Below are 25,004 nucleotides of genomic sequence, written 5' to 3' on the forward strand. Positions count from 1 at the left end.
TGTAACTTTTCGCTATCCCTTTAAAAGGGTTGGTAGTAATTATATCGTCCTGAAGGCTTTTCATGTCGCAAACAGATTCTTCCGTTAAACTCGCCATTCGTCGACTTCCCCATTCGGAAGGGCTGAAATTGCCTTGCTATGAAACCGCAGGCTCGGCGGGAATGGATTTGAGAGCGGCATTGGAAGAGGGAAAAGAGCTTATCCTTTCCCCCGGTGAACGGGCACTCGTCCCTACAGGTTTGATATTCGAGTTACCGGAAGGATATGAGGCGCAAATCCGCCCGCGTTCGGGGCTGGCCTTCAAAAACGGCGTTACCTGTTTGAATACACCCGGCACAATCGACAGCGATTATCGCGGTGAAATCAAAGTTCTGCTTATCAATCTCGGTCAGGAACCATTCACAATTACCCGCGGCATGAGAATTGCACAAACTGTCATTTCTCCGGCTCCGCAAATTGCCGTTGTGGAAACCACAACAACTTCCGATACAATTCGTGGAACCAAAGGGTTCGGCTCAACCGGACACAACTAGACAATTAGAATCCGTAGAGATTTAAAAACAACAAACTTGAAAATAAGACAAAGCCTCTGAAAAGAAGTGCGAATGCCCGATTTATTACAGGGGTTCTTATCAGGTTCTTTCGCCTTCTGCGGCATTGCTTTGATAATATCGACAACAAAACAACGCTTAAAAATATAAAACCGCAATGTTTGGAAAAACATTGCGGTTAAATTCATTGAAACCTCAAGGCCTGAACCTAGCGGTCTTTGATGCGATTTGCTCTCAAAAGCGCAATATACCATTTGCGATGGTGAGCCCATGCAAAGCCGCCGGAAATCTTGCCCTTTATCATTGCGCCGATTGAACCGGCAACCCAATAACCGGCATAGACATGGAAAATCCACACCGCGATAATGCAGGCGGCAACCAGCGAATGGGTAAGCAATGCATAACGCTGCCATTCAATAGGAACAAAAGGTGCAAAATAGGCTTGCCAAACCATAAAGCCTGTCACAATCAATATGATAAGACCAATCGACATCGACCAGAAAATACATTTTTGGCCAAAATTGTATTTTCCGATCATTGGCAGTTTTTCTTCATCGCCTTCAAGAACATCCTTGATATCGACAATCCATTTCAAATCCGTATTTTCCCAGATATTGAGGCGCCAGAAGCGGAAGAAAAGTCCGGCAAAGCTGATGACCATGACAACACCGATATAAGGGTGAATGGTACGCACCACCTGCCCGCCTCCAATGAGGTTTGAAAGCGGGAAAAGCGGTGGCCAATACATCATCAGACCGGTCAATGCCAAAAGAATCATTGAAATGGCGCCAATCCAGTGGTTGATGCGCGCGCCTTTTGTATAGCGGTCGACCATAACCGGATTACCTTTATGGACATAATCGTATTTTTCATAAAGCTTATGCGTCATGATCGATATCCTCCAGAGTCTTTTCGGCTCGTTCTTCATCGTGTTTGGTTACTCTTGTACGCCCGATGAAGATACCATGTGCGGCAGCTCCAAGGATAGCCGCAGCAATAGCACCAAGCCCGAAATATTTGGAAATGCCCTTCCACGTTTTCACAATCGGTGAAATGTGCGGGTCTTCCGGCAGGTTTGCATAAATGCTTGGTTGATCGGCATGATGGAGAACATACATGACGTGCGTTCCGCCAACGCCTTGCGGGTCATAAAGACCGGCATTCTTGTAACCACGGTTTTTCAGATCGGCAATGCGTTCTTTGGCATGTTCTTTAAGCTCGGCTTTTGTCCCGAACATAATGGCTTCGGTCGGGCAGGTTTTCGCACAAGCAGGCTTCTGCCCGACAGCAACACGGTCCGAACACAAGGTGCATTTATAGGCTCTGTGGGTTACTTGCGAGACACGCGGAATATTGAAAGGACAGCCTTTAATGCAATAACCGCAACCGATACATTTATCGTGAATAAAATCCACAATACCGTTGGAATATTGCACGATAGCACCCGGTGACGGGCAAGCGGCAAGACATCCCGGTTCTGAACAATGCATACAGCCATCCTTGCGGATAAGCCATTCGAGTGCATCTGTTTCCGGATTAACCCATTCTGTGAAACGCATAATTGTGAAAGCGTCCGGAGAAAGGTCACGTGGGTTGTCATAAACACCGACATTGTCACCGATTTCGGGGTTCAGTTCGTTCCACTCCGAACAGGCCGATTGGCAAGCTTTACAGCCGATGCAGCGTGAAACGTCAATCAGCTTGGCGATTTCTTCCAATTTTCGCTTCGGTTTCGGCGCTGGCGAAGCGGAAATCCGGATGTAATCATCCGGACCGATCTGCGGTTCGATTTTATCCTGTGTTGGAGGATTGATATTAATCATTGTTCCGCCTTTCCATTCTCATCGACTGGTGCTTTCGATTTTTCCATATTCACCAGAAATGCCTTGAATTCAGGCGTCTGGGAATTGGCATCGCCGACAAACGGCGTGAGCGAATTAGGACCGAAGCCTTTCTTCGCCTCGCCGATAAAGCCCCAATGCAGTGGAATGCCGATAACATGAACCGGTTTGCCGTCACAAATGATCGGACGAATACGTTTGGTAACCAGCGCTTTGGCAAAAACCTGCCCGCGTTTGTTCCAAACTCTCACCCAATCACCTTTTACAACACCCTTCTCTGCTGCCAGTTCTTCCGAAATTTCAACAAAGAATTGCGGTTGTAAAGCAGCGTTGATCCGGTTGTTTTTCGTCCAATAGTGGAAATGCTCGGTCAAGCGATAAGAGGTTGCAGCATATGGGAATTCATCACTCGTTCCCAATTGTGCAAGATCTTCATCGAAGATACGAGCGGCCGGATTGCCACGAATATTCGGTGCAATCGGGTTGACGACCGGCGATTCAAACGGCTCGTAGTGAACCGGGAACGGTCCGTCACGAAGTCCGGCAAGCGTAAACAGTCGTGCAGTACCTTCCGCATTCATAATAAACGGACCAACAGCGTGCGGATCGGATGCAGGCGGAATATCCGGAACATCAAATCCCGTCCATTTCTCGCCATTCCATTCGATAACTTTACGTTCCGGATCCCAGGCCTTACCGTCAAAATCGGCAGATGCACGGTTATAGAGAATGCGGCGGTTTGCCGGCCATGCAAATGTCCACTTCGGATAAAGTCCGGCACCATCATAATCGGTGTTATCACGCCGTGCCATCATGTTTCCGTCTTCGGTAAAGCTGCCTGAATAAATCCAGCAGCCCGAAGCGGTACTTCCATCGGCCTTCAAGGAAGCAAAGCCTGGAACCTGTTTGCCTTTTTCAAGGATTTTTTTGGTCGGGTCTTTCGGATCATAAAGATCTTCGACAGCATAACCGTTCATTTCCTTGGCAAGTTCTGCCGGCTGAGGTTCGCTTTCGTCCTCATATGGCCAATGGAGGTTGACGATAGGATCGGGGAACACACCGCCTTCTTTTTCATAAAGCTTCTTCAGCCTCAACCAGAGTTGCGCCATGATCCATGTGTCGTGCTTTGCCTCGCCCGGCGGATTTTGCCCTGCCCAGTGCCACTGCAACCAGCGACCGGAATTGACAACAGCACCTTCATCTTCGGCAAAACAGCTTGTCGGCAATTGGAAAACTTCCGTTTTGATTTCGGATGTATTGACATCATTGAAATCACCATGGTTTTCCCAGAAACGTGCCGTCTCTGTTTCCAACGGATCCATCACGACGAGGAATTTCAATTTGCTCAAGCCACGCTCGACCTTTTTACGGTTCGGGAAAGCAAGAACAGGATTGAAGCCTTGGCAGAAATAGCCGTTCATCTGATTATGATCCATCAGGTCGACAGCTTTAAGAATATCGTAATTGGCGATATCAAGCTTCGGCAGATAATCATAGGCAAAGTCGTTTTCTTTTGTTGCGGCCTTACCCCACATTGCCTTCATGAACGAGATGAAGAACTTGTCATAATTCTGCCAGTAGCTGACCTGATTCGGCCGTGTCGGCGTGAACTTGCGTTTTCCGAGATAGGTCTTGAGATCTGTCTCGTTTTCCATCGGAATATTCATATAGCCCGGAATGAGGTTGGACATCAGTCCGACATCTGTCAGGCCTTGAATATTGGAGTGGCCACGAAGTGCATTCACACCGCCACCACGAACACCAATGTCACCAAGAATAAGCTGCAACATGCACATTGTGCGAATGTTTTGCGCACCCTTGGAGTGTTGCGTCCAGCCGAGAGCATACATGGATGTCATCGCCTTTGTCGGGCTTGAACATTCTGCAATCATCTCGCAGATCTTGAGGAACTTATCCTTCGGTGTACCGCAAATTCTTTCAACCATTTCAGGTGTGTAAACCGAAACGTGTTTTTTAAGAAGCTGCCAGACCGAACGCGGATGCGTCAAAGTCTCGTCATTCTTGGCATAACCGTTCTCGTCCATTTCGTAGGACCAGGTCGAGCGGTCATAATCACGTTTGGCTTCGTCATATCCGGTAAACAGGCCATCTTTGTAACCGAAACCTTCATTGACGATCAAACCGGCATTGGTGAAATGTTTGACATATTCATACTGAACTTTGTCATGCGTTATGCAGTAGTTGATGACACCGGACAAAAAGGCAATATCGGTTCCCTGACGGATCGGTGCATAAAAATCGGCAACCGAAGCCGAACGGGTAAAGCGCGGATCAACAACGATCAGCTTTGCACCGCGATGCTCTTTTGCATAGGTAACCCATTTGAAGCCACAAGGATGTGCTTCGGCAGCATTACCACCCATAATAATGACGAGATCCGTTGCACGGATATCCGTCCATGGATTTGTCATCGCGCCACGACCAAATGTTGGGCCCAGACTGGACACCGTGGGGCCGTGTCAAACGCGTGCCTGATTATCGAATACCAGCATACCGCATGAACGCACGACCTTATAAGTCGCAAATGCGGTTTCGTTTGTAGCCGCAGAGGCTGCGAGAAATCCTGTTGTCAACCAGCGGTTGACTGTTTGGCCTTTTTCATTTTTCTGAACAAAATTGGCGTCGCGGTCATCTTTCATGTAGCGGGCAATTTTATCGAGTGCCTCGTCCCATGTGATTTCTTCAAAGTGATCGGAACCGGGGCGACGAACCTTCGGCTTTGTCAAACGGTTCTTTGAATGGATTGTATCAAGAAGGGCTGCACCTTTCGGGCACAGAGTTCCATGATTGGTCGGGTGGTCAACATCACCCTCGACGTGAATAACTTTTGCTGTGCCGTCTTTCATTGATCCTTTTGAATAAAGGATAATGCCGCAAGCAACCGAACAATAAGTACAGGTTTGTCGGGTCTGGGTTGTTGAAGCCAACCTGAAAGGCTTTATCGCCGAAACAACGGTCGCCTCGGCTTCACTAAAGCCGAGTGCCCCCAAGGCTGTTGCGCCGACACCCGCACCAGCACCCTTTAAAAAGGCGCGACGCGAAATTTCTATATTCATACGGGCTTTCCTCTAGTATTTTTCGATCATCCCACAAGCTCACAATTGTAAATCAACAATTGTTCCAAAGCAACCAATCCTGCTTTGAAAAAGTCCAAACAACGCTCTGTTAGAACATGAGCGGATGTCTGCCGGTCGGGTGAGATCATCTACAATATTTCGATATGTGTCGCAAAAACCGATAATGCAATCGGCTTTTCTATGACAGTCGCGTTATTGTGAACACAATTAACGTCTGGTCAACGATCTGGTCAACGATCAGGGATGAAGAAGCGCTGCATTGCACGCAGGTTTGACAAATGGTAACATTGGCTTACCACCGGATATAAACTGGTATCCGCGGGAAAATGAATAATTAAGAGGATATTTTGATGACACCCTTCCGTTTGACAAGTCTTGCTCACGGTGGGGGTTGCGGTTGTAAACTGGCACCCTCCGTTTTGCAGAAAATGCTGAAAAACCAGCCGGAATATGGACCATTTGAACATTTGTTGGTGGGAACCGAAACGAGTGATGACGCCGCCGTTTACGAACTTGACGATGGCACTTGTGTCATCGCTACAACAGACTTTTTCATGCCGATGGTTGATGACCCTGTCACTTTTGGTCAAATCGCCGCGACAAATGCTATTTCCGACGTTTATGCCATGGGCGGAAAGCCGATTATGTCGCTGGCAATCCTTGGTATGCCGGTTGACAAGATTGATCCGGCCATTGTCGGAGAGATTTTGAAAGGCGGGCGACAAAAAGCCGCAGAAGCCGGCATTGCTGTCGCCGGTGGCCATTCGATCGACAATCCCGAACCGGTCTATGGTTTGGCCGTTATCGGCATTTGCAAAAAAAGCGAGATCAAATTGAACGCCCGTGCCCATGCCGGTGACAAACTCGTTCTCATGAAAGGTATCGGCGTCGGTGTTTATTCGCATGCATTCAAAACCGGAAAACTTTCCGATGAAGCCTATCAGGAAATGATTGCATCCATGACGCTCCTCAATAAAATCGGCACAGAGCTTGGAAATAACCCCGATGTTCACGCCTTAACCGATGTGACCGGCTTCGGAGTTCTGGGACACAGCCTTGAAATGGCTCAAGGTTCCAATGTCGAGATTGCTATAAATTATTCAAAAATTCCGTTTCTCAAGCAAGCCGAGGCACTCGCAAAAGACGGTTGCTTTACCGGTGCTTCACGCCGCAACTGGGATAGCTATGGCGAACATATTGTGTTGCCGGAAAACTACCCCGATTATAAACGCTTTCTGTTGACCGACCCGCAAACATCCGGTGGCCTTCTTGTTTCAATTTCGCCGGAGAAAGCCCAATCACTCGTTGCTTACGGGAAAAGCCAAGGCTATCCACTCTCTACCATTATTGGCGAAGCCCGCAATGGCACTCCAAAAGTCGTTATAGAAGAGTGATTCGAGTGGCTTTTCTCGCCCGCGGACGGGGTTGCTATCGGCAATTTCCCGCCCGAACGGGCGACAATTTACCAATATGACCCATTTTTGCGAACAATTTTCTCTTTTCATTTGAATTAGATAATGAATTTTGAAAAAAATGCTTGGCAATTCGGTTGAAGAACGCTAATTTCCCCCATATCAAATAGATCGTCATGGAACTTAGCTATTGGAGTCGTTTCCATAGGCTTTTTGAGATTTTCAAAAAATTGGTTTGAGCTTGATGGCTTGTCAACAAGCATAATCAAAAACGGATATTGGCGCGAACGCCATCATATCCCTGTCTGAAAATCAACTGAATAAAATTAGATAAAACATATTCTTAAAGAGATCATTATGAGGCCACAACAAAATAGGCGCATCCGTGGACGCAATAATAACAATAATAATCGTCGCGGTCCAAATCCTCTTTCACGCAATTATGAAAGTAACGGTCCGGATGTAAAAATTCGTGGTAATGCACAACATATAGCAGATAAATATACTGCTTTGGCTCGCGATGCGCAGGCTGCCGGTGATAGGGTGATGGCAGAAAATTACCTGCAACATGCCGAACATTATGTCCGCATCATTCTGGCAGCACAGGCACAAATGCCGCAACCGATCCAGCGTGAAGAACTGATTGATGACGATGAAGAGGACGAGAATACACCGGTCGTTTCTTTGGAACTGAATGAAGAGCATGAAGCCGCAGGAAGTGGCCCGCAACCGGAAATTCAGGGTGTTCCTGCTGAAGTCGCTCTTGCCGAGGATTCAGACGAAGTCGGTAAGGTTGTAGAACTCAAGAAACCCCGTCGTGCACCACGTCGTCGGAGCACTCCGTCAAGTCGTTCCGATGGCGGTGAAAACGAGGCCGAAGAGCAAGTAAAAGAAAAAGCGGAAGCTTCTGAAGAAACGGTTGAAAAACCGGTTGCAGCCGAAGAGGTTGTTGAAAAGAAACCGCGTCGCAGACGCACGACAAAACCGAAAGTGGAAAAGGCTGAAGAAGAAGCCTAAGTCATTCTATGGGATTTATCAAACTGTGAGATTCATCAAATCAGACGGGCTATTGCCCGTCTTTTTTATTTTTGCTCGCATTAATAGGTTTTTTGCCGGTCTTTTCGGTTTTACCCTTTTTATTTCCCCGTTAATGGCAGACCAATTTTTGCTGATTACAAGTTTCCAGAACTTTGCGGACACATATCCTGCCAATTTCAAAAAACTATAGTGATGAAACCTGTTTTACAGAAGACAAACTTGGCCGAAAACGTCTCTAACGCCCGTTAGTTTTCTTGTTCCCGACTCTCAATGGCTTATGCCTTTCCCGACACTTGAAGTGCCAAGGCGATCAGCAACGGTTCGGGAATGGTGATGGCAAGCGATGGGCTTCAATCGGACATCATTCAATTAAAAACAATTGGCGGAAGAGCATGGGAGTCGAACCCATAAAAGACCGTCTCACGGCCCCTTACGGCTTTGAAGGCCGCATCCATCACCGGATGAAAAGCCCTTCCGAATGTCTTATGCGGCTTTTAGGCAAAAACTGCAAGCCTAACTATCGGCAAACAAGTCGAGCCGATGCGGATTTAACCGCCTTATGTCGCCCTTTCTGATTGTCACACCGTGGCGATCAAAAAATTCCAGCAGAAAAATGGAAACCTTGCGGCCGTTATTCAGCCGGTCACGCAAATCGGCGGCGATAAATTCGTGCTTTTCTTTTTTGTCGGCAATGTCCCGCATAATCATAATAATTTCAGCCAGCACTTCACGCGGGAAGAAATAGTCTTGCGCCACTTCATAGACACGTCCCATCCGTGCGCATGATTTGAGGATTTGCCGCATATGATTTTCATCAATTCCAAGTTCTTGCGCAAAATCGCGCGTACGCGGCGGGCGAAAACGTTCTTCACCTTTCAAAACTTTATAGACACGTTGCCAGATTGCTTCATCTTCAGGCGATAATTTGGCTTCATGACCGGCAAGGCCAACCCAGGCGCCGCGAATTTTCAACCGGCCTTTGTCAATTTCGTTTTGTAACAGATCACGAAAATAAGGGGCACGGATTTCGCGAGCAACGTCACGCCGCAATTTTTCAAGACCGACACCGAAAAGATCAGGCTCGTTTTTATGAAATTCGACAAGATAATCGACAATCGCCTTTTGCAGGCGTTGTTCTTGTTGCTGTTCCATAACAAACCGGTCTTGACCATGTTCGAGAACAACAAAATTTCCACTCGCGAGAAGTTTGGCTGCCTCCACTTCAGACAGGTTCCGTGCACGACAAAAATAAAGCCAGTCAATGCCATAAGGTGGCAATGCCAGAATTGCCGACAAAGCTTGAAGATGATCTTCATTTTCCATTGCGGCAAGAAATTTGAAACGCTCAAGTGAGCGACGGTGGCGTTCCGGTGCGAGCGGGTCAAGAATAATACCGCCACCGATTGTACGGCTTGCCGATGTATCCCGAATAACAAAACGGTCGCCGCTTGCGGCAATCACAGCTTTATCGGAAATAATCTGGACATAAGCGGTTTCACCGGCTTTCATTGTGTCTTGCGACAAAAATACAAGACGGGCATTGGTTTCCAATGAACCATGGTGCAAGTGAACAGGAAACCATTGTTTCAAAGGCTTTTGTTCGGAAGCAAGAATTCTGAGACGAACATCGAACCTTTGACTTGGCTTATCAAGAAACGGGTCAATGACCATCATACCCCGTTTAACTTTATCCTTGTTGATTGCGTCACCGACAATATTGAGTGCTGCCCTGTCGCCCGTTCTTGCCTTTTCGGAAACTTCATCCTGTACATGGATAGAACGTAATCGCGCCGGCAGATGATTGGGTGCAATCACCATAAGATCATTGGTCGATGCTTCACCTGAAAGCACGGTTCCCGTCACCACAGTCCCCGCACCGGACAGCACAAAACAGCGGTCGATTGCATGGCGGAAACGCCCATGGGAAACACGTTTTTTCAAATGCAGGGCAGCATTTTCTATCTCTTCCCGAAGGGCCGCTATCCCCTCGCCGGTCAGTGACGACACGGGAAAAATCGGTGCATTTTCAAGAAACGAACCTTTGAGAAATTCGTGCAATTCCGCTTGCAATGCATCAACACGCTCTTTATCGACAAGGTCGATGCGTGTGATGACAACAACCCCGTGTTTTAACCCCAGAAGCTTCAATATTTCAAAATGCTCGCGCGTTTGCGGCATAATACCGTCATCGGCAGCCACAACCAGCATGACATAATCAATGCTACCGGCACCTGTCAGCATGGTATGGATGAGTTTTTCATGCCCCGGAACATCCACAAAACCGATACGCTCGCCATTTTTCAAAGTCTTATAAGCAAAACCCAGTTCAATTGTGATACCACGTTGTTTTTCCTGTGGCAGACGATCTGTATCAATGCCTGTCAATGCTCTGACGAGAGCCGTTTTTCCATGGTCAATATGACCGGCAGTACCAATAATCATGATAATTTATCGAGATTGTTAACAAAACCGTTTGTGTCATCAAGGCAGCGTAAATCAAAAACCAGCCGGTTGGCATGCATGCGTCCGATAACGGGCTTTGGCAATTGGCGCAAACGATAAGCGAGTTCCGTCAAGGAATTTGTCGGGTCAACAGGACTTACCGAAATACCATAGCTTGGCAAAGTTTCCATCGGCATAGCGCCTGAGCCTACCTGACTATTACACGGGCAGATTTCAACATGATAAGCCGGTTGAAAAAATTCGCTTATTTTTGCGCATAAATCGGCGGCTTGATGAGCAATATCGCTTTGGTTGCGTGAAAGATAACGCAAGGTCGGTATTGCTGTGTTCCTTTTTTCTTCATTCCGATAGGCACGCAAAACCGCTTCCAGTGCCGCAAGGCGCACTTTGTCGACACGAAGCGAACGTTTCATGGGGTTTTTATTCACACGTGCAATCAATTCCTGCTTGCCGATAATAAAACCAGCCTGGACACCGCCCAATAATTTATCGCCGGAAAAAGTGACAATATCCGCACCCGCTTTGATGACATCCTGAACAGTCGGTTCATAGGGGAGCCCGAAAGTCACGAGATTGACGAGCGTTCCCGAACCGAGATCTTCCATCAAAGGTATATGACGCGTTGCAGCCAATGCCGCGAGTTCTTTTGTGGTAACCGCAGAAGAAAATCCTTCAATACGATAGTTCGATGTGTGCACTTTCAATAAAAGTGCGGTCTCTTCATTGATGGCTTTTTCATAATCGGCAAGGTGGGTGCGATTGGTTGTTCCCACTTCCACCAGCTTGCAACCGGCACTTTCCATAATATCCGGCATACGGAATGCACCGCCAATTTCAATAAGTTCGCCACGGGAAATAATGCTTTCGCCCTGTTTGCCCGCAAGCGTATTCAGCACCAGAAGAACGGCGGCCGCATTATTGTTGACAAGGGTTGCATCTTCCGCACCGGTAAGCTCGCAAATCAATTCGCGTAAATGGTCGTCGCGTTCTCCCCTCTCGCCACTTTCAAGATCATATTCCAGTGAAACCGCGTTGCGCATGGCATTAACGGCATTCTGGATTGCGGCTTCCGGAAGTTGCGCACGTCCGAAATTGGTGTGCAAAATTGTGCCGGTCAGGTTGAACACGGCGCGCATGGTCGATTGGGCATCCACCTCCAGCCGTTCAAGTGCCATCATTGCCAGAACAGCGCTTGTGCGTGGTGTGCGTCCTGCCTTGATGAGAATGCGCTCGTCGGCAAGGGTTGCCCTGATAGCATCGACCGTTGCACTGTGCCCGAATTCGGCTTCCGCCTCTTTTGCCGCTCGTTCGGCAAGAATTGCGTTGACCGGAGGTAGGAGAGAAAAATCTGCGACCATCAATAACCCGCCAGAAATGGATTGAATGCACCTCTTTTGAATGTACCATCCTCTTTCATCAAAAGATCAAGTGCCAATGAACCTATATCATCGGCAAACACATCGAAATGGCTATCTTTTTGATGATTCATCTGTTTGCAATAGCGTTTGCAGGTATCACATGTCTCGGCAAGAATCGTTCCCGGCCCCCCGTCGATCTCGCGGAAACTGATACCTTTGGTTTCTTCGCAAAACGTACATTTGATGCGTACATAACGCCACATGGATCCGCAATAAAGGCATGAACAGAACCGGATGCCTTCCGAAGATGGCCAACCGACAATCATCGAAGCCGAATGCGTACCACCGCAACAGGGACAAAGATTACCTTCGATAGGCTGCAATTTCTTTGCGTCAAGTTTTGCAGCAGCCAATGCCAATGTAATCTGCAAAGCGCCGGTTACATAAATATGCTGGGCGAGGTTTTCCTGCGGCAATTTGTGCGCAATAATATCGGAAGCCCAATTTTGCCATTTTGCCTTATTGGCTTGTGTATCCTCAAGGGCAAGGAGGCTTGAACCTTTCAACTTTCTTTTGCCGAGAATCTTGAAAAAACTATTGGCAATCTCTTCAAAAACAGGGGCAGATATAATTGCCTGCCGGTCGATCGGCGGCATAACGAATTTTTGTGCCTGAACCTGATCGGCTGTCGGAATATCGCTAGTAGAAAACTCGTTACAGACGAATTGCTGTGCTCCGGTAAATTCCACCATAAAATCTATATAGTCTTTAACCGGACTTGTGGGAGCAAGCTCTTCAAAACGTTTGCTCCGTTCCTCGAATAACGTATTAATATCGGGAAGCCGGACGAAAGGAGGCGTGCGCATATGACCGACTTCGGTCATATCTCCTTCGAATTTTTTATTACGCGGCATATTTCAATGGACTCCATTTTTAGTTCGGTCAATTTTATAACCGGAAAACGGAACTTGTCCAACCAATCTATAAATGTCGAAGGATAACACTTGAAAAATAAGGCGCAGAATTCAATAGGGCTGCCTTTGAATGATAATTTTGCCATCTGATTTGAATGATAATTTTGCCATCTGATTTGAGCAATGCTTTGGCCGCCAGATTTGAATGATGCTTTTGCCATCTGATTTGAGCAATGATTTTGCCGTCAGATAGGTCAATCTTTTTGGCAAGAACAGGATTTTAACACCATCCGAAGTGAAACAAACCCGCTTTGACAGCTTGTTTCACAGGGGACAGCTTGTTTCACAGGGGACGGCTTATTTTACTGTGGAGCCGGCGCCGATGTTTTTTCCAAACCGACAAGACCTATTTTTGTGTATCCGGCCGCACGCAATTCATTAAGGAGTTCGATAATGCCGCTATATTCCACGCTTGCGTCACCACGAATAAAGATTTTTTCTTCATGATTGTTTGAAGTAAGCCGATCAAGAGTCGTCCTGAGGTCGTCCAAAGACGCTTTTTCTTCTCCTACATAAAGCGATTTATCCTGCTGCAATGTGATATAGACCGGTTTGTCAGGTTTTGGTTGCGCAGGTGTCGAAGATGTCGGCAGTTGCACCGGAATATCGCTTGTTGCCAGAGGTGCGGCAACCATGAAAATGATGAGCAAAACCAGAATAACATCAATGAACGGCGTTACATTGATTTCATGACTGACATCAAGTTCATCACTGTCGAGATCTGAAAGCTTTGTTGCCATCTCTTCCTACTCCGCAGCAATCGACAAACTCGGCCGTGTTGCTGTTTCACGCTTGACTTTACGGAAGTCGAGATCACGACTGACAAGACGTTCAATTCCGGCTGAAACATCAATAAGCTGTTGCCGGTAACCGGTAATCAAACGGGCAAAGACATTGTAGATAATGACAGCGGGCACGGCTGCAACAAGGCCGATGGCTGTTGCAAGAAGCGCTTCAGCAATACCGGGAGCAACAACGGCAAGATTGGTTGTTTGCGCTTGCGAAATGCCGATAAAGGAATTCATAATACCCCAGACAGTACCGAAAAGGCCGACGAAAGGACCGATAGCGCCGATTGTTGCCAACACACCGGTTCCGAATGCAACATGACGTCCGGATGCTGAAATAATGCGCGAGAGAACCGAACTCAATCGTTCTTTCAAGCCCTCGGTTCCAGCCAAATCCACGGCTGCGAGCGAAGCTTCCACTTCATCTTGTGCCGCCTGTACCAAGCGGGAGCCGACACCTTTGTCATTTTTAACTGCCAAAGCAAGCTCGGACAGGCTTTGAGCGCCGTTAACCTGCCTTATGGTCGCTCTTGCCCGTCTTTTCACCGCCGATACTTCGATAAGTTTGACAATGAAAATAACCCAGGTTGCAACAGAAGCGAGTGCCAGACCGACCATAACCACTTTAACGACCCAGTCCGCATTCAGGAACATACCGATAGGAGAAAGATCATGCGGGATGGAAGCGATAAAATGGTCGGCAGCCTGACTGGCCGTATCGGCAGCAGCTTTAGCTGTGCTTTCCGTTTCCGAAGCGGCCGATTGCAAAGCCTGTTCACCTGCTTTCAAAGCATTTTCGCCCGTCTGAACGGCACTTTCACCGGAATGCAAGACATTTTCACCGGTTTGTAAGGCTTTTTCGCCAGCTTGTTCGCCAGCTTGCAATACCTGATTTCCGGTTGTTTGCTGCACTTCATTTTGTGCCGATGCATAGCCGCCAGCCAGGCATAGAAATACCGCGGCAGTTACAAGCCTTGTCAAAGATCTCATCATCGCTCTCGTTCCTGAACTTCAATTCGATGGCGATTAATTAACAAAATTTAATATGATAAATCAAGTCATGTTTATGCAAATATTGAAGTTATTTTCTGCCTGCCAAAAAATTCTACCCCCGGCGCCGTCTTAACGAACAATGATTGCACGGAAATCATTGACATTGGTTCCCGTCGGGCCGGTTTCAAGAAGGTCATCAAGCATATTGAATGCACTCCAAGCATCGTGGCGGGCAAGAAAAGTTGCGGGATCAAAACCTTGCTGTTTGAGACGTAAACAACTATTGCCGTCACAAAATGCACCTGCATTGAATTCACTACCGTCGCGGCCATCCGTATCTGCCGCAAGTGCCGTGATAGAACTCTCCCCCTCTATTGCCATCGAAAATGACAGTAAAAATTCGCTATTTCTTCCACCCTTGCCAACGTCACCCTTGTTGTAAGCGCCGGTGATCGTCACGGTTGTTTCGCCGCCTGAAAGCATAACGACAGGTTTTTCAAAGGGGCGGTTTTTCAAAGCAATTTCACGGGCAATGGCAGCATGCATCAATGCAATATCCTTTGCTTCACCTTCAATCGAATCGGAAAGGATAATGGCATTCAAACCGGCTTTGCGCGCATGAGCGGCGGCTGCTTCCAGCGATGTCGCCGCCGATGCAACAATATAAGCTGCATTTTTTTCAAAAGCAGGATTATCAGGGGTTGGAGCCTTGGCAAGATCGCTCTTTAAAACGGAAACGGCTTTTGGAGGCAAAGCAATATGATATTGGCTTACAAATTTTAACGCATCCTCGCGGGTTGACCAATCGGCAACTGTGGGACCGGATGCAACTTGCGAGGCAATGTCTCCCGGAATATCCGACACAATGAAACTGACGACGCGGGCGGGCGCTGCATAATAGGCAAGCCGCCCCCCTTTGATTTGTGACAAATGCTTCCTGATCGTATTCATTGCGCCGATGGGAGCACCACTTTTTAACAATGCCTCATTGATCGCGATTTCGTCTTCAAGTGTCAAAGGTTCAAGCGGCAAAGGCAACAAGGCAGAACCGCCACCGCAGATAAGCGCAATGACGAGATCATCGGCTGATAATCCTTGAACAAGTCTGACAAGCTTTTTTGCCGCTTTCAGCCCGTTTTCATCCGGCAAGGGGTGGGAAGCTTCCAGAACTTCAATCGAACGAAGCGAGGTCGCGTGGCCATAACAGGTGACAACCGCACCTTCAAGCTCGCCATAGCCGGCTTTATCCCATAGTTTTTCAAGTGCCAAAACCATTTGAGCGGAACCTTTGCCCGCTCCCACAACAATGGTCCTGCCTTTTGGCTTTGCGGGTAAAAACTGTTCCATCAAACATTCCGGATTGGCAGCGGCAACCGCACAATCAAAAAGTTCGTTCAATAATTGACGATCATTGTTATTTTTCAATTATGACCTCCCCGAAAAATCTGTTTCCCGTTTCTTTTGTTTCAGATTTTTATTTCCATTTACAGTTTATTGTTGCAGACTTTTGCGAAAAAAGTGGAAAAAACAAACATAATAACTATGTAATTAAAGTACATCGTCCGAAAATTTCGTACGGTCATTCATTCAAAAAGCAGGAGAAGACGATATGCCTAAGGAAAATGCGACACCAACCGAAAAAAGTCTCCAGGAACAATTTGAACAGTTGAAAAAAGAGGTTTCCAATATTCATTCCACATTGAATGATCTGGGTTCCGAAAAACTGACAGCCGCAAAAGGCAAAGCCGAAAAGCTTTATGCATCGGCGAAAGAAAATGGTGAGGAAGCGATCTCGCAGGCAAAAGAAAAGATTGGCGATGTGCAAGGACAATTGTGCAATTGCATACGCGAAAAACCGATTGCAAGCCTTGCCGCAGCCGCAGGTGTCGGTTTTATTCTTGCTCTGTTGATGCGGCGTTAAAATATGTTGCGGCTTATCGCGCCGCTTATTGGCGGTTTGGCAAATGGCAGCGTGAAAACGGCAGTCAAATCAACGCGTAATCAGGCAATTTGTTATTTACTGATCGGTTTGTCACTGTTTTTCGCGGTGATATTCCTGTGCGTCATAGCATTTATTGCCCTTACATGGGTGGTCTCTCCGATCTTGTCGGCAACGATTATTTTTGCCTTTTGGCTCATTGTGGCGCTTGCCGGTTTTTTAATCGGCCGGTCTGTTTCAGCCAAAAGACGAAAAATCTATGAAGAACAGATGAATGACGAGCGGTTCAACCTTGTGGCGGCATCTCTTGTTGCTGCCGTTCCTGCCATATTGAAAAACAAAAAGACGCTTACTCTTGCAATTCCCCTTATCGGATTGGCAGCATTGATGTTCTGGAACAAGGATAACAACCGGAAGTCGTAAAATCCGTATTAAAGGGATGAAATTTTAAAAAACCGGTTGTGTTCCAACCGGTTTTTGTCTTTTCGCAAGTGGTTACAATTGATTATTTGAAAGCGTATCTTATACCCACTTTTACATCATGTGATGTCAGATGGTCGAGCTTGAGAGCGCCGTTTCCCGAAATACCGGCAGTTTTTGCGTCGCCCAGATCGCTATAGCTATAACCGATGTCGAAGATAACACGACGGGAAAGTTTCACACCTATGCCTGCATGAATTGCAAAAGCGAAGTCCCATTCGGTTTTTGCGGCTGCCTCATAGGTTTGTCTACCGTTATCCACCTCGAAGTCGCTGACACGATTGGCACTTGCTCCGAGGCCTGCCCCGATATAGGGCGTAACATCATGATAGGTTACAAGGTCGACATAAGCATTCGCCATGAATACGGTTGAAGATATATCACCTTCATATTTTCTTGTTGTATCGAAATCGCGATCCTTCGCAGTGATTGTATTTTTGGCACGATATTCGATCGTCCCGTCAAGGCGGACAATATCATTGAGACGATAGCCCAAACCGACCCCGCCAAGAAAGGCGTTATCCATATCACCTTTATTTTTCCAGTGATAATCGGCACTTGCGTCGCCCGAATCGAATCTGTCGAATTTATGGATGTCGCCGAGGCTGACACCGGCATATGCTTTTGCATAAAAGGGAATGTTTTCGGTTGTGATGGCAATTTCGGGAACCTTGTCAAGGTCGATGTCATTGGCCAACGCCTGATTTAAACCAAGTGCCGACAATGCTCCAATAAGTGCAAAGCAAAATTTCATTCTCAAGCCTCTAAACAAGACGCAAATGCCATCATCTTGTGAAGCTTTTTAAACATGATTGGTTAAGACGTTCTTAACCATAAATTTTAACTATCTATTTTCCATAACCAAAGCCGGAACAGGCATAAAAAAGCAGCCATTTTCAGGCTGCTTTTCAAAAAACCGAAAAGTCTATTTGCGCTTGAACTATAGTTCGGGCACTTGTCAGATGGCGTCTCTTACCTTTTTTAGCGCCTCGACAATCTCGTCAACAACATTTCCGATCAAACGTTCATCATCACCTTCCGCCATAACACGAATGAGAGGCTCGGTTCCCGACGGGCGAATAACCAGTCGACCATTTTTTCCCAAACGTTTTTCAGCGTTTTTGATAACATCTTTGACGTGGGCATCTTCAAGCGGTTTGCCTTCGGAAAAGCGGACATTCTTCAAGACTTGCGGCACCGGCTCGAAGCGGTGACAAAGCTCGCTCATCGGCTTTTGTGATTCTTTCGCACATCCCAGAATTTGTAACGATGTCACCAGACCATCGCCGGTCGTCCCGTAATCGGATAGCACAATATGACCCGATTGTTCGCCACCGACGTTGAAGCCATGCTGGCGCATATATTCAACCACATACCGGTCGCCAACCTTGGTTCTTGCCATGGTCAGCCCTTTTTGACCGAGAAAACGTTCAAGTCCGAGATTGGACATGACTGTTGCAACGATACCGCCACCCCGTAAAAGACCATTTTCCAGCCAACGTTCGGCAACAACGGCCATCAACTGGTCACCGTCGATAATGGCTCCGGTTTCATCAACCATCACCACGCGGTCGCCATCGCCGTCAAGTGCGATTCCCGCATCCGCTCTCACTTCATGAACCTTGCGCATCAAAGCAATCGGGTGGGTCGAACCGCAATCTTCGTTGATATTTGTGCCTGTCGGCTTATCGCTTAGCGTGACAACTTCTGCACCAAGCTCCCACAGCGCAAGCGGTGCTGCTTTATAGGCCGCACCATTGGCACAATCGACAACAATACGCATACCGTCCAATCGGACATCACGCGGCAATGTGCGTTTGGCAAACTCGATATAACGATAAATATCACCTTCAACGCGCTTTGCCCGACCGATTTGCGACTGTCCCGCAAGCTCGTTTGTCATGTCGCTTTCAATGAGTTTTTCGATTTTCATCTCGATTTCGTCGGAAAGTTTGAAACCGTCCGGACCGAACAATTTTATACCGTTATCGTAAAAAGGATTATGGGAGGCCGAAATCATAACGCCGACATCGGCACGCAGCGAACGGCAAAGCATTGCGACGGCTGGTGTAGGAATTGGCCCCAAAAGAAACACTTCCATGCCGCTTGCCGTAAAGCCTGCAACCATAGCATTTTCCAGCATATAGCCCGACAGGCGTGTATCTTTGCCGATAACAACTCTTCCCGGCCGTCCCTGACTGCGAAAAAGAATACCTACCGCCATACCGACTTTCATAGCCACATCCGCGGTCATCGGAAATGTATTGGCTTTCCCCCTTATTCCATCGGTACCGAAATATTTAAACGCCATTATATTTTCCTTTTTCGACAAAATTCCGTGTTCGATAAAATTCAAATTTCGATCAATTCAAATTTCGATAAAATTCTGCCGGCCACTCATACTACAATTTTCAATGTTCCAACTAACAATTTTTAAGCAGAAAACCAACCGTCGACCGCATCAATGAAGGCCTTCATGGCGCGAATTATCACGACACGGTTAACATTCATATGTTTGAACAAAATAAAAGCGGCTTGAGCGTATCAAGCCGCTTCAGATTTTTTGAACCGGAATTCAGGCCTTTTTATCATCACCATGATCGGTGACGGTGTCTTCCTTTGCCGATTTTTCACTTTCCGTTACCGGTTTTTCGGACTTTTGCGATGGCGAAGTTTTTGTCGCCTTTCTTGTCCTTTTCGGCTTTTTTTCGGCTGCTTTTTTTTCAGTTGTCTTTTTTTCGATTTCCGGCTTTTCGGGAGTTTCAGACTTTTCGTCGACCTTGTCGGCCGGTTGAGAAGCCGCTTTTGCCCTTACAACAACCGACTTCGACTGGTCGCTTTTGGGTTTTTCGGGCGTTTTTCCGGCTTTCGGAACACTTGAGACATGCGGTGTCGGCGAATCCTTGCCCATATCCCGTGAAGGCGGTTTGCCGTTGATAACTTCCTGAATTTCGGCTCCTGTAAGCGTTTCGTATTCAAGCAAGCCTTCGGCAAGAGCAACCCATTGTTTCTTTTTCGAGGTCAAGGTTTGTTTGGCCGTCTGATAGGCTTCGTCGATAAGACGACGAATTTCGGCATCAATCACCCTTGCAGTTTCTTCCGAAACTTGCTGGTTACGCCCGCCTCCCTGATACATATCTTCCTGACTTTCGCCATAAGTAACCTTGCCGAGTTCATCGGAAAAGCCCCAACGTGTGACCATAGCACGGGCAAGTTTCGTTGCCTGTTCAATGTCGGAGGACGCGCCGGAAGTGATGTTATCCTTGCCGAACTTCAATTCTTCGGCAACACGGCCACCCATCATGATCGCCAGACGCGAAATCATGTAGCGGTAGCTCATCGAATATTTGTCACCTTCCGGCAATTGCATAACCATGCCGAGTGCGCGACCACGCGGGACAATCGTTGCTTTGTGCACGGGATCGGCTGCCGGCATATTGATAGCAATAATGGCATGTCCGGCTTCGTGAAAAGCTGTCAGCTCTTTTTCTGCCGGTGTCATGGCGGAATGGCGTTCTGCCCCCATCATGACTTTGTCTTTGGCATCCTCGAATTCCTGCATGGTGACCAGACGTTTGTCGCGCCGTGCTGCCATAAGTGCCGCTTCATTGACAAGGTTCATCAAATCGGCACCGGAAAATCCCGGTGTACCGCGCGCCACAATCTTCAAATCGACATTGGGCGCCAAAGGCACATTGCGAACGTGGACTTTAAGAATTTCCTCACGCCCTGCAACATCGGGATTGGGAACAACCACCTGCCGGTCAAAACGACCCGGACGCAGCAATGCCGGATCAAGTACATCGGGACGGTTGGTTGCGGCAATCAGAATAATGCTTTCATTCGGCTCGAACCCGTCCATCTCGACAAGAAGCTGGTTCAAAGTCTGTTCACGTTCATCATTGCCACCGCCGAAACCGGCACCACGGTGACGGCCAACGGCATCAATCTCATCAATGAAAATGATACATGGCGCATTCTTTTTTGCCTGCTCGAACATGTCGCGAACGCGGCTTGCACCAACACCAACAAACATTTCCACAAAATCCGAACCGGAAATTGTGAAGAAAGGCACATTGGCTTCACCGGCAACAGAACGGGCGAGCAATGTTTTACCGGTTCCGGGCGGGCCAACAAGCAAAACACCCCGCGGGATACGGCCGCCAAGACGCTGGAACTTTTGTGGTTCGCGCAAAAATTCGACAATTTCCTGTAGATCCTGTTTGGCTTCATCAACGCCCGCGACATCCTTGAATGTTACGCGACCATGGGCTTCTGTCAGCAGTTTTGCTTTGGACTTGCCGAACCCCATAGCGCCGCGTGAACCGCCTTGCATCTGGCGCATGAAGAAGATCCACACACCAATCAGGATAACAACGGGTAAAAGCGAGAAAAGCAAATTCATGAATGTGCTGTTTCCCGTGCTTTCCGGCTGCGCCCGGACATTGACGTTCTTGCTTTCAAGACGATCGACAAGACCGGGATCATTAGGAGCGAAAGAAAGGACGGTCCGGTTATCGGTTGTGATACCGGTCAAACGTTGTCCTTGAATCGTGACGGTTTTGATTTCTTTATTATCAACCCGTTTCAGAAAATCTGAATAAGTAATCTCTCCTGTGCCAGCTTGCTGACTATTCCCGTTAAAAAACGAAAACAAAGTAATCAGCAAGAGTGCAATGATCCCCCATATCAGGAAGGAACGATAATTTGGATTCATATTAGGTCCACTCGATCTATTACGCTCTGTCAGATAATTTTAATGTAACATATGTGCTTGAAGTTGCCTTGCCAAGGTTGAAGATCACCTTTCATCATAATTCATCCGGCTTTTTAGTCATTTTCCCGCGATGTTGACAATGTCATTTCAAAAAACGGGCTTAATATATTGAAAAGGGAGTAATCGTCCGATGATATAAGCCACCCGAACGGCCGCATAAATCTTTTGCAAGTCAAATTTTCGGCGTGAACAAGTTTTCCGGTAAGTGCCGGAATATCGATTCCCGACCGGCTGAAAATTGCCAATGCTGTTTGCAATGAAAGAAAATGGATTGAACGGCTGCTTATATTCTGTTCTTCAGCGACAGCCTTTATATCGCAAACCGAGGCAACATTTACCCTGACTGCATTATTCGACCGGTTATCAACACGGTAGCGCCCATCCCAGATAATGGAAGATTGTGTACCGGCGACACTTGCCGTCTGGTTTCTCGCCTCGCGCCATAGCCTGATTGTTTTACCATTGATTTCGATGACTGTTCCAAGCAACGTAAAATGATAAAGTGACGTGCGTTTCTTCACCAATTGTTTTTTCAAAAAATCGACTTGTGAATCACTTGCAAGAGCCTGCGAACCACCAATAATTGAGGCAAGAACACCCATGACAAAAGGAAATCGGGGGTTATTCAATTGTTCATCTGAAACATTGCTGATCGTACATAAAGCATGTTGCATCTTCATATCGAGTTTGGCAATCAATTCAACTGCGGCTTTGTTCTCGTCACGTCTGAAAATGGCCGCCTCTTCGACTTTTTTGGCGATAATATCAACATCTTCGTCTTTCAAACGTTGACGGATTCGCACCCGCTCATAATGCGGGTTTTCATTCGTCGGGTCGTCGATCCAGTCCTGTTTGATAGAGCGTAGATATTCCCGTAATTGTTCCCGTTTCACCCCCAAGAGAGGCCGGATTAAGCGTATTTTGCGCATCAGAAGTGATTCACGCGGCATACAGGCAAGTCCGCGACGGCTACCGCGATGCAACCGCATTTCATATGTCTCGGCCTGATCGTTCAAAGTGTGACCGGTCATGATAACGCTCGCCCCGACTTTTTCAGCTTCCGAAAAAAGCAAGCCGTAACGGGCGATCCGTGCTTCGTGAGACAAAGCCGTTTGCGGTTTTGCATCTGCCCAACAAACGGTCTCGTGGCGAACATCGAGACGCTTGCACAATCGGGCAACTTCTTCCGCCTCGGCTGCGGATTCGGGACGCAAACGATGGTCGACTGTGACAGCAACGAGTTCGGGTGCGTCTTCAAGTTGTTTCAGATAATCGCGCAGAAGAAACAGAAGCGAAGTCGAATCCCCGCCCCCTGAAACAGCAGCAATGACAATTTTAGAGTTTTTGAAATCTGATGGCTGAAAGAGTTGTTTAAAATCTATTACTGACACTTGTTACGACTTTGCTCGTCCTTGACACGTTTTAAAACTGCCGGATCTACGGTTTTGTATCGTTTTGTCACTTCGGCAAAGGTTGCGCAAGCCACTTTCTGTTCATCAAGATGAGCCATGCTCATTCCAAGTTTTAAAAGATTTTCCGGTCCGCGCGGTGAATCCTTGTAATTGCGTTGCACATCAATATAGGCTTGTGCCGCTTCACGATAGCGCTTCTGCCCGAAAAGTGATTCACCAAGCCAGAAACCGGCATCGGCAATTTGCGGATCTGTCGGATAACGCTCCTGAAAGGCTCGAAAATCGGCCTCAGCCGTCCGATAATCGCCGGAAAGAATATTTTTATAGCCGATGTCATAGAGTTCTTTTGCACTCGCCGTCTGTGGAGCGACAGGTGCAGCAGAGTTCCCCTGGGTGGCCGCTTGTTCTTGCGAAGCTGTTGCCACCGCATTCTGGTTGATACTCCCGTTGAGGATATTGCCGTTTTTGTCGAATTCGATAGATCCCAGATCTTTCGGCGCTTCCTGCGGATTTATATTTTTTTGTTCGCCACTTTTGTCGCTTCCCACACCGGGAAGTGTTGCCGAACTTTCAGTCGAGGTGGCCGTTCTTGGCAATTCCTGCTTGCCATTGGTTGAAGATGAAGGCGATTGCGGTTCCACCGCTTGCGACTGTTTTTTCGGTTCCTGAGCAGTTTGTTGTGAAGGATTTGCCGCCGCTCCTCCTTGCAATTGTCGCAATTGCTCCTGCATTTGCAGAACCATGAAATTGAGTTCTTCAACTTTCCCCGTAAGTTCACGCACCTGTTGTTGAAGGTCGGTTACCCGACTATCGGGTTGCGGTGACATTTGCACCGTCTGGCTTTCAACGGTTTTTTTCTTGCCAAAGGGAAAAAGCCCGTTTGCAAAAGACGAGCCTCCCTGATCGGCAGATGCACTATAACAGGGCGAGAGAGCGGCAAATGACAATGCCGGTATAAAAGCTGCTGTGATAACCAGACGTTTTACCGAACATGTCAATAAACGGGGGGATGAAAGAAAACCCATAGCTTTGTCCTTTTATTTATGTTCGCGCACCAAAAACGTTATCAGGCAACTTCGGCGGAAATTTGTCACAAAAAAACGGCCCTTGAGGGGGCCGTCTTTAACATTGGAATAAAAATGTAAATCAGCGTGCGTTGTTCAAGACTGTAACAGCGCGACGGTTCTGGTTCCAGCACTGTGGAGCATCACAAACGGCAACCGGACGTTCCTTACCGTAGGAAATTGTCCGCATACGGTTGGCTGCAACACCTTGCGAGATCAGGTAGTCACGTGCGGCAACCGCACGGCGCTGACCAAGAGCAATATTGTATTCGCGTGTACCACGTTCGTCGGCATGACCTTCAACAGTGATGGTGTATTGCGGATAACGCTGCAACCATTGTGCCTGACGGGTCAATGTCTGCTGGGCATCAGCACGAATGCTGGAAGAATCGAGATCAAAGAATACGCGGTCACCAACGTTGACTGTAAAGTCCTGCGCTGATCCCGGTTTTGCGTTGTTCAGTCCAAGCGCATTCGGATCATTCAGGCCGTGTTTGGCGCAGCCAGCGAGAGTTAGCGATAGGACAAATGCTATAGCAAGCGGATTGCGAGCAAGTTTTTGGAAACGGCCCATGTGCCGAGACTCCTTAAAAGTTAGCGGTTGATTTCAAGGCTTTTAGCTTGATTTGCTTAAAAAGCTCTCAACACGCATGGTTAATGAATACTTACGCATCACTTTTTATAAAAAATACAAATCCACCGGTTGCTCGCTGATTGAGGCGGAAAGACGGCAGATGTGTTTTTCATTAGCGCGAAATGAGTAAAAAGTCCAATAGCAAGTTAAAGTGAAAAGAGCTTAAATAAAAACGCCGCTTT

General features: G+C 47.4%; 19 protein-coding genes, 1 tRNA gene and 1 pseudogene. 5 read left to right on the forward strand and 16 right to left on the reverse strand.

All coding sequences use genetic code 11. The annotated features are described in order from the left end of the window. The first annotated feature begins 62 nt into the window (after positions 1-62). Positions 63-533 carry a dUTP diphosphatase gene (gene dut / locus BBC0122_RS11480; protein WP_077993926.1) on the forward strand — a complete coding sequence of 157 codons (471 nt, stop codon included), beginning with the start codon at positions 63-65 and terminating at the stop codon, positions 531-533. A 226-nt stretch (positions 534-759) separates the two neighbouring features. Here dut and BBC0122_RS11490 read toward each other — a convergent pair whose 3' ends face one another. From BBC0122_RS11490 to fdnG, 3 genes are read right to left on the reverse strand one after another with little or no spacing between them, the layout of a single operon-like run. Next, complete coding sequence (locus BBC0122_RS11490) at positions 760-1,440, reverse strand: formate dehydrogenase subunit gamma (RefSeq protein WP_077993929.1); 681 nt, start codon at positions 1,438-1,440, stop codon at positions 760-762. Continuing rightward, positions 1,430-2,374: a formate dehydrogenase subunit beta gene (gene fdxH, locus BBC0122_RS11495; protein ID WP_077993936.1), complete on the reverse strand. Its 945-nt coding sequence runs from the start codon at positions 2,372-2,374 to the stop codon at positions 1,430-1,432. Before fdxH ends, BBC0122_RS11490 begins: the two co-directional genes overlap by 11 nt. After that, positions 2,371-5,469 (reverse strand): formate dehydrogenase-N subunit alpha, encoded by a 3,099-nt coding sequence (gene fdnG, locus BBC0122_RS11500; protein WP_077993937.1) that lies wholly within the window; start codon positions 5,467-5,469, stop codon positions 2,371-2,373. The genes fdxH and fdnG overlap by 4 nt, the downstream gene beginning before the upstream one ends. A gap of 371 nt (positions 5,470-5,840) precedes the next feature. Between fdnG and selD the strand changes: the two genes are divergently transcribed. Further along, entirely contained in the window at positions 5,841-6,884 is a 1,044-nt protein-coding gene (gene selD, locus BBC0122_RS11505; RefSeq protein WP_077993939.1) for a selenide, water dikinase SelD, read from the forward strand. Positions 6,885-7,259: 375 nt separating this feature from the next. Continuing rightward, a pseudogene (locus BBC0122_RS11510) lies at positions 7,260-7,865 on the forward strand (DUF4167 domain-containing protein); the annotation flags it as partial. 455 nt (positions 7,866-8,320) lie between these two features. Here BBC0122_RS11510 and BBC0122_RS12910 read toward each other — a convergent pair. From BBC0122_RS12910 to BBC0122_RS11550, 7 genes are all read right to left on the reverse strand, one after another. Further along, positions 8,321-8,416, reverse strand: a tRNA-Sec gene (locus BBC0122_RS12910). Positions 8,417-8,453: 37 nt separating this feature from the next. Continuing rightward, positions 8,454-10,382: a selenocysteine-specific translation elongation factor gene (gene selB, locus BBC0122_RS11520; RefSeq protein WP_077993944.1), complete on the reverse strand. Its 1,929-nt coding sequence runs from the start codon at positions 10,380-10,382 to the stop codon at positions 8,454-8,456. Beyond that, positions 10,379-11,761, reverse strand: a complete 1,383-nt coding sequence (gene selA, locus BBC0122_RS11525) for an L-seryl-tRNA(Sec) selenium transferase (protein WP_077993946.1) — start codon at positions 11,759-11,761, stop codon at positions 10,379-10,381. Before selA ends, selB begins: the two co-directional genes overlap by 4 nt. Further along, positions 11,761-12,645, reverse strand: a complete 885-nt coding sequence (gene fdhE, locus BBC0122_RS11530) for a formate dehydrogenase accessory protein FdhE (RefSeq protein WP_236823785.1) — start codon at positions 12,643-12,645, stop codon at positions 11,761-11,763. Before fdhE ends, selA begins: the two co-directional genes overlap by 1 nt. 392 nt (positions 12,646-13,037) lie before the next feature. After that, positions 13,038-13,475: a TonB system transport protein ExbD gene (gene exbD, locus BBC0122_RS11540; protein ID WP_077993950.1), complete on the reverse strand. Its 438-nt coding sequence runs from the start codon at positions 13,473-13,475 to the stop codon at positions 13,038-13,040. Positions 13,476-13,481: 6 nt separating this feature from the next. Then, the gene (gene exbB, locus BBC0122_RS11545) at positions 13,482-14,516 is read right to left on the reverse strand and encodes a tonB-system energizer ExbB (RefSeq protein ID WP_077993952.1); all 1,035 of its coding nucleotides are present in this window, start codon (positions 14,514-14,516) and stop codon (positions 13,482-13,484) included. A 129-nt stretch (positions 14,517-14,645) separates the two neighbouring features. Further along, positions 14,646-15,941 carry a glycerate kinase type-2 family protein gene (locus tag BBC0122_RS11550; RefSeq protein ID WP_149866702.1) on the reverse strand — a complete coding sequence of 432 codons (1,296 nt, stop codon included), beginning with the start codon at positions 15,939-15,941 and terminating at the stop codon, positions 14,646-14,648. A gap of 184 nt (positions 15,942-16,125) precedes the next feature. Here BBC0122_RS11550 and BBC0122_RS11555 point away from each other — a divergent pair, with 184 nt between their 5' ends. After that, positions 16,126-16,437, forward strand: coding sequence for an ElaB/YgaM/YqjD family protein (locus BBC0122_RS11555; RefSeq protein ID WP_077993954.1), 312 nt, complete (start codon positions 16,126-16,128; stop codon positions 16,435-16,437). A 3-nt stretch (positions 16,438-16,440) separates the two neighbouring features. Continuing rightward, entirely contained in the window at positions 16,441-16,878 is a 438-nt protein-coding gene (locus tag BBC0122_RS11560) for a phage holin family protein (RefSeq protein WP_077993956.1), read from the forward strand. A gap of 82 nt (positions 16,879-16,960) precedes the next feature. On the opposite strand, the gene BBC0122_RS11565 is transcribed toward BBC0122_RS11560, so the two are convergent. The 6 genes from BBC0122_RS11565 to pal all read right to left on the reverse strand — a co-directional run bounded on the left by BBC0122_RS11565 (position 16,961) and on the right by pal (position 24,762). Then, positions 16,961-17,689, reverse strand: a complete 729-nt coding sequence (locus BBC0122_RS11565) for an outer membrane protein (protein ID WP_077993957.1) — start codon at positions 17,687-17,689, stop codon at positions 16,961-16,963. Between the two features lie 204 nt (positions 17,690-17,893). After that, positions 17,894-19,246 (reverse strand): phosphoglucosamine mutase, encoded by a 1,353-nt coding sequence (glmM, locus tag BBC0122_RS11570; protein WP_077993959.1) that lies wholly within the window; start codon positions 19,244-19,246, stop codon positions 17,894-17,896. 264 nt (positions 19,247-19,510) lie between these two features. Further along, positions 19,511-21,652, reverse strand: coding sequence for an ATP-dependent zinc metalloprotease FtsH (ftsH, locus tag BBC0122_RS11575; RefSeq protein WP_077993960.1), 2,142 nt, complete (start codon positions 21,650-21,652; stop codon positions 19,511-19,513). A 113-nt stretch (positions 21,653-21,765) separates the two neighbouring features. Beyond that, complete coding sequence (gene tilS, locus BBC0122_RS11580; protein WP_077993962.1) at positions 21,766-23,103, reverse strand: tRNA lysidine(34) synthetase TilS; 1,338 nt, start codon at positions 23,101-23,103, stop codon at positions 21,766-21,768. Continuing rightward, positions 23,094-24,149, reverse strand: a complete 1,056-nt coding sequence (gene ybgF / locus BBC0122_RS11585) for a tol-pal system protein YbgF (RefSeq protein WP_077993963.1) — start codon at positions 24,147-24,149, stop codon at positions 23,094-23,096. The genes tilS and ybgF overlap by 10 nt, the downstream gene beginning before the upstream one ends. Before the next feature lie 121 nt (positions 24,150-24,270). Continuing rightward, the gene (pal, locus tag BBC0122_RS11590) at positions 24,271-24,762 is read right to left on the reverse strand and encodes a peptidoglycan-associated lipoprotein Pal (RefSeq protein WP_075869304.1); all 492 of its coding nucleotides are present in this window, start codon (positions 24,760-24,762) and stop codon (positions 24,271-24,273) included. Positions 24,763-25,004: the final 242 nt, after the last annotated feature.

The sequence above is a fragment of the Ditibartonella choladocola genome, assembly GCF_002007565.1.
GTDB classification, from domain to species: domain Bacteria; phylum Pseudomonadota; class Alphaproteobacteria; order Rhizobiales; family Rhizobiaceae; genus Bartonella; species Bartonella choladocola.